At 38.1% G+C, this 6,000-nt stretch carries 5 protein-coding genes; all 5 read right to left on the bottom strand.

Translation table 11 applies throughout. The annotated features are described in order from the left end of the window. Nucleotides 1–270: 270 nt before the first annotated feature. The 5 genes from SFC32_RS07125 to SFC32_RS07105 all read right to left on the bottom strand — a co-directional run bounded on the left by SFC32_RS07125 (nucleotide 271) and on the right by SFC32_RS07105 (nucleotide 5,985). The gene (locus tag SFC32_RS07125) at nucleotides 271–1,203 is read right to left on the bottom strand and encodes an ABC transporter ATP-binding protein (RefSeq protein ID WP_074565179.1); all 933 of its coding nucleotides are present in this window, start codon (nucleotides 1,201–1,203) and stop codon (nucleotides 271–273) included. After that, nucleotides 1,203–2,249, bottom strand: coding sequence for an ABC transporter ATP-binding protein (locus SFC32_RS07120; RefSeq protein WP_205396394.1), 1,047 nt, complete (start codon nucleotides 2,247–2,249; stop codon nucleotides 1,203–1,205). The genes SFC32_RS07125 and SFC32_RS07120 overlap by 1 nt, the downstream gene beginning before the upstream one ends. Nucleotides 2,250–2,260: 11 nt before the next feature. Further along, a complete protein-coding gene (locus SFC32_RS07115; protein ID WP_074565183.1) occupies nucleotides 2,261–3,292 on the bottom strand; it encodes an ABC transporter permease in 1,032 nt (343 codons plus the stop codon). A gap of 11 nt (nucleotides 3,293–3,303) precedes the next feature. After that, the gene (locus tag SFC32_RS07110; protein WP_411050077.1) at nucleotides 3,304–4,218 is read right to left on the bottom strand and encodes an ABC transporter permease; all 915 of its coding nucleotides are present in this window, start codon (nucleotides 4,216–4,218) and stop codon (nucleotides 3,304–3,306) included. A gap of 111 nt (nucleotides 4,219–4,329) precedes the next feature. Continuing rightward, nucleotides 4,330–5,985, bottom strand: coding sequence for a peptide ABC transporter substrate-binding protein (locus tag SFC32_RS07105; RefSeq protein ID WP_411050078.1), 1,656 nt, complete (start codon nucleotides 5,983–5,985; stop codon nucleotides 4,330–4,332). Nucleotides 5,986–6,000 lie beyond the last annotated feature (15 nt).

Below are 6,000 nucleotides of genomic sequence, written 5' to 3'. Positions count from 1 at the left end.
CAAGAAATTTTCAAGTTCTTTTCAAATTTGTTACCGTCGCCCTCTCGAACAACAGCTATATTAGTATACTAAATTTACTACAGCGTGTCAACGCTTTTATGAAACTTTTTTCAGTTTTTTTCAACTTGCCATCAGAACCCTCTAAAATCGGTTATCGCAGCAGCAAATTGACTACGTGTCTATTCTAATACTTATTCTCTTCAAAAGCAATTAAAATGACTTTTATTTGCTTTTAAACACAAAAAAGAGGGTACTATGCCCCCTTTTTGATTATGATAATGCTTTTTTATATTCTTCAGCTTCAGCTTCTGTAGAAAGTACAAAGTGACCTGGTGTAATTTCACGCATTTCACGTTCTTGACCATCAAGTTCTGCACTTGGGTCATAAACTTGGTGCACACGTTCACGTTCAGATTCTGGATCTGGTTCTGGAATTGCAGACAACAAGCTCTTAGTGTATGGGTGGATTGGGTTATTGTAAACATCTTCAGATGTTCCAATTTCAAGCATTTTACCCCAGTGCATTACACCAATACGATCTGAAATGTATTTGACCATTGACAAATCGTGAGCGATGAAGAGATAAGTCAAGCCTTTTTCGCGTTGAAGTTTTTGCATCAAGTTAACTACTTGTGCTTGAATAGACACGTCAAGCGCAGAAATTGGTTCATCAGCAATGATGAATTTTGGTTGTACAGCAAGTGCACGTGCAATACCAATACGTTGACGTTGACCACCTGAGAATTCGTGTGGGTAACGAGTCATGTGATCCTTGTTCAATCCTACTAGTGAAAGTAATTCTTGAACTTTTTCGTCACGTTCTTCTTTACTATTAACGAGTTTGTGAATATCAAGACCCTCAGCAACGATATCACGGATTTTCATACGTCCATTAAGACTTGCTTGTGGGTCTTGGAAAATCATTTGCACATTTTTACGGAATTCATGTAGTTCTTTACCTTTAAGGTTAGAAACTGTTTCTCCATTAAAGTCGATTTCACCATCACTAATATCGTAAAGTTTTAAGATAGCACGTCCAACAGTTGTTTTACCAGAACCTGATTCACCAACTAAACCAAAGACTTCACCTTCATAGATATCGAAGCTGACGTTGTTGATGGCTTTTACTTCATTCTTTTTGCCTTCGTTGAAAGTCAAAGAGACATTTTTAAGTTCAACAAGCTTTTTTCTATTTTCAGTCATTAAGCTTTTCTCCCTTCAAGTTCTTTCCATTTTGCCCAACGTTTTTGAATTGGTAATGGTGGTGTTACTTTAGGTGCACGTTCGTCTAACAACCAAGTTGCAGCATAGTGTGTGTCACTAACTTTAAACATTGGTGGTTCTTCTTCGTAATCGATATCCAAAGCAAATTCATTACGTGGTGCAAAAGCATCACCTTTTGGTGGATTAAGAAGATCTGGTGGTGTACCTGGGATTGATTGCAAGCTACCAGCTTCTGTATCAGTTGTTGGCATTGAGTTCAACAATCCCCATGTGTATGGGTGTTGTGGGTTGTAGAAGACTTCATCTACTGTTCCATATTCAATAACCTTACCAGCGTACATAACTGCCACGCGGTCAGCCATACCAGCAACGACACCAAGGTCGTGAGTGATAAAGATGATTGATGAGCCACGTTCTTTTTGAATTTTCTTCATTAGACTAAGGATTTGCGCTTGAATAGTAACATCCAAGGCAGTTGTTGGTTCATCAGCAATCAAAACATCTGGGTTAGCAGCAAGTGCAATTGCAATAACTGCACGTTGGCGCATACCACCTGACCATTGGTGTGGATAATCATTGATGTGCTCTTCCGCATTTGGAATACCAACATTTTTCATCAAATCTAGTGCACGATTCCAAGCTTCTTGTTTTGAAACTTTTTCGTGAATCATAATTGGTTCAGCGATTTGTTGACCAATTTTCATTGTTGGGTCAAGACTTGTCATTGGATCTTGGAAAATCATCGCAATTTCATTTCCACGAACTTTAATCCACTCGTCTTCTTTTAATTCTGTAAGTTTTTTACCTTTAAAGTCGATGTCACCTGTAATTGTAGCATTTGAAGCAGATAGGCCCATCAAAGTTTTAGTCGTTACAGATTTACCTGATCCAGATTCACCTACGATAGCAAGTGTTTCACCTTTCTTCAAGTCAAAGTTGACGTCACGAATGGCTTTGATTTCTCCAGCGTAGGTTTGGAAATCTACATGGAGGTTTTTAACTTGTAAAATTGTTTCTTCACTCATATTTTTTCCTCCTAACGATCACCAGATTTTGGATCAAATGCATCACGAAGACCATCACCTAACAAGATGAAAGCAAGTGAGATTAATACCAAAGCAAGGGCTGGTAGAGTTACTTGATAAGGGTAGTATTGTAAGTATTCTTGAGCATCAGTAATCAATGAACCAAGTGATGCTGTTGGTGGTTTTACCCCAAGGTTAATAGCTGAAAGCACAGCTTCGTACATGATGGCACTTGGAACTGTCATCATGATTTGAACAATAATAATCCCTGAAATATTTGGAAGGATGTGTTTAAACGCGATTTTAGGAGCACTTTCACCTAATGAACGAGCGGCAAGAACAAACTCTTGTTCACGGTAAGAAAGTGTTAAGTTACGTACTTGACGAGCCATTGATGTCCATCCAACGATAGCAATTGAAATAATGATTGATGTAACACCATTACCAAGCAAAAGACCAAGCATTGTAACGATAACCAAGTTAGGAATTGATGAAATAACTTCGATAATACGTTGCATAACCATGTCGACACGTCCGCCAACATAACCTGAAATCAAACCATAAGTTACCCCAATCAAAAGGTCAATCAATGTTGCAACGATAGCAATAAGAAGTGAGATACGAACACCTACGATGATACGTTTGGCAACACTACGACCTAGGTTATCAGTACCAAGGATAAATTTTTTACCTTCTGGAACACCTTGGTCTGCATAAGCATCGTTAGCTTCTGTATTACCAGAATAAGTAATTTTACCGTTCCAGAATGGAAGGTTGTCACTAAGTTTTGGTGGAAGGTTACGGTAAGTTGTAACTTCTTTTGTATTGAAAGCATTAGCGTCATCACGTGGTACCAAAACTACTGAAATCATTGAGAATACAAGTAAAATTCCCAAGAACCACATTGAAATAACAGCTAATTTATTTTTCTTCAAACGGCGCCATGCATCTTGCATAAAAGAAAGAGCAGGCTTTTCAATTTTTTCTTGTGAGCTGGCTGAACCAACACCAACAAGCTTAAATTCTCTTGTTTTTTCTGCCATGAATAGTCTCCTTATTGCAAGCGTACACGTGGGTCAACAATACTTGTTGCAATATCTGTTACCAAGATAGCAACCATCAACATCATTGCATAAACGATTGTTGTTCCCATAATTACTGGATAGTCTTTAGCTGGGATTGATGTTACAAATTGTTGACCAATTCCTGGAATTGAGAAAATTTGTTCAATCAAAGCTGAACCTGTTAGCAAGTTTGCTGCCATAGGACCAACCAAAGTCAAAACTGGAATCATTGAGTTACGGTACGCGTGTTTACGTGTCACTTGACGTTTATTCAAACCTTTAGCAGTTGCTAATTGAATGTAATCAGAACTCAATGTTTCAATCATTTGTCCACGGAAGAAACGTGTTACTTGAGCAAAGACTGGGATTGCTAAGGCAATAGATGGCATGATTGTTTGTTCAAATGAACCCCATCCTGCAAGTGGGAACAAGCTCCATTTGAAACCAAGAGTAACCAATAAGAAAAGACCGATAATGAATGATGGTACTGAAATACCAAGTGTAGAGATGACACTAAGTACTCCATCAATCCAGTTATTTTTATTACGTGCTGATGCAGCACCGACAGCAATACCTGCAAGAAGACCTACAATCAATGCTTGAACACCAAGTTGGATCGAAACGCCTAAACGTTGAGAAATCAAGCGTCCTACTGGTTGATTAATTGATTGGTAACTTGTACCAAAATCACCATGGAGAATATTCCATAGATATGTAAGATATTGTTGCCAAACTGGTTTATCCAACCCATATTGTTTGTTCATTAAAGCAATCATCTCATCAGTTAATTTTGGGTTATTGTAAGGTGTCCCAGGCATAACTTGCATGAGGAAAAACGACAGGGTAACAACTACCCAGAGTGTTACAAGAAGAATAGCAACACGTTTAAGAATGTATTTTACCATAATATTTCCTTCTCTTATTTGCTTTTGTTGGCAGGGGAAAAGTTTTACCTGTCAACAAAAGCAAGAATTGGCCGCAACCAATTCTTGCCCATTATTCATACTTATTAAAGATTATTTGTCTTTATAGGCATATGTAAAGTCAACTTGCAAACCAGTTGAGTTACGAACAAGACCTTTGATTGATGGATTTTGAAGTGCTTTTGTGTTACGGAAGTAAAGTGGGTTATAGTGTGCATTATCATAAAGTGCTTTTTCAGCAGCTTTATAATCATCTGCAGCAGCTACTGGATCCAAAGCATCTGTAGTCAATGCTTTTTGGTAGGCTGCATCATATGTCGCATCGCTAAACTTACCGTAGTTGTAGGCTGAATCAGATGTAAACAATCCATAGAATGTAGATCCTTCTGGATAGTCACCACCCCAAAGTGATAGAACAACATCAAAGTTTTGTGTTTTAGAATCTTGCAATCGTTGTTTGAATGTTACGAATTTTTCTTCTACTTTTAATCCTGGAAGAACATCTTCCCATGTTTGTTTGATGTAGTCTACTGACGCTTTGGCAACTGGTGTATCAGAATCAGCTGTAATTGTCAATTTAACTGATTTTTCACCGATTTCAGCAAGACCTTCTTTGAAAAGTTTTGCTGCTTGTTTGGCATCATAAGTGTAATCTTGTGATACGTATTTAGATAAATCAGTACCATCTTCTAAGGTTTCAAGTCCTGTTGGAACAAGAGCTGTTGCTGCTTTTGAACCAGTATCGATAGCTGCTTTAACAACACCTTCACGATTTGTTGCAAGGTTAAGCGCTTGACGAATCTTAGTATTAGCTAAAGCTTTAACAGAACCTGTTTCGTTGTAAACGAGGTATGCAGATGTTGCTTCTGGAGCATCCACAACATCTTTGCTGCTTTTATTTGCTTTATAAATTGCTTCTGTACCAGAGATGTTTGCTGTATCAAGCTCACCATCTTTGTACATTTGCACGGCAGTATCAGGTTTTTTAACAGCTTGGACGTTAACTTTCTTCAATTTAACATTTTTAGCGTCCCAATAGTATTTGTTTTTCACAAGTGTGAATGAACCATTAGAACCATTCCAATTTTTAACTGTATATGGACCTGAATAAAGTGCTTTTTCAGAAGTTGTAGCGTAGTCACTTCCTGCTTTTTCCACAAAAGCTTTGTTTTGAGGAACGAAGTTAGCAAATGTCAAAAGACTCATAAATTGTGGAGATGGACTAGATAATGTAAAGATTACTTTATTACCATCTGCTTTAACTCCCAATTCATCAACGCTCTTAGTACCATTGATAACTTCTGCAGCATTTAAAACATGCGCATCTGATGCAAGGTAAGCATACTCTGAAGCAGTCGCTGGATCAACAATACGTTGCCATGTATAAACAAAGTCATCTGCCGTTAAATCACTACCGTCAGACCATTTAAGACCATCACGTAATGTGGCAGTGTATGTTAAACCATCTTCAGATACTTCTACTTTCTCAGCCAAATCAGGTTTTAATTCACCGTCTTCGTTACGACGAAGTAAGTTACTACCTGAGTTACCGATAGCAATTGAAGAATAAGTATCTGTAACTTTCGAAATGTCCAAAGTGCTAATTTCAGTCGGAGTGTACCAATTGATCTCATCAGTTTTTGAAGAAGTTGATGAGCTTTTACCTCCACAAGCTGCCAAAACAGCTGTTGAGACTAAGGCTACAGCCCCAAGACCGACGCGTTTCCATGTTTTACCGTTTAGTGACATGTGACGCCCTCCTAG

Origin of the sequence: Streptococcus sp. TATVAM-FAB8, from assembly GCF_046592795.1 — a bacterium.
GTDB classification, from domain to species: domain Bacteria; phylum Bacillota; class Bacilli; order Lactobacillales; family Streptococcaceae; genus Streptococcus; species Streptococcus ruminicola.
The sequence above is the reverse complement of the archived record's forward strand: the minus strand, read 5'-3'. Positions and strand labels throughout refer to the sequence as shown.

What these genes read in the sequence shown, in the direction of transcription:
- SFC32_RS07120 (WP_205396394.1), bottom strand. Translation starts at nt 2,249, where the DNA reads ATGAGTGAAGAAACAATTTTACAAGTTAAAAACCTCCATGTAGATTTC.
- SFC32_RS07105 (WP_411050078.1), bottom strand. Translation starts at nt 5,985, where the DNA reads ATGTCACTAAACGGTAAAACATGGAAACGCGTCGGTCTTGGGGCTGTA.
- SFC32_RS07110 (WP_411050077.1), bottom strand. Translation starts at nt 4,218, where the DNA reads ATGGTAAAATACATTCTTAAACGTGTTGCTATTCTTCTTGTAACACTC.
- SFC32_RS07115 (WP_074565183.1), bottom strand. Translation starts at nt 3,292, where the DNA reads ATGGCAGAAAAAACAAGAGAATTTAAGCTTGTTGGTGTTGGTTCAGCC.
- SFC32_RS07125 (WP_074565179.1), bottom strand. Translation starts at nt 1,203, where the DNA reads ATGACTGAAAATAGAAAAAAGCTTGTTGAACTTAAAAATGTCTCTTTG.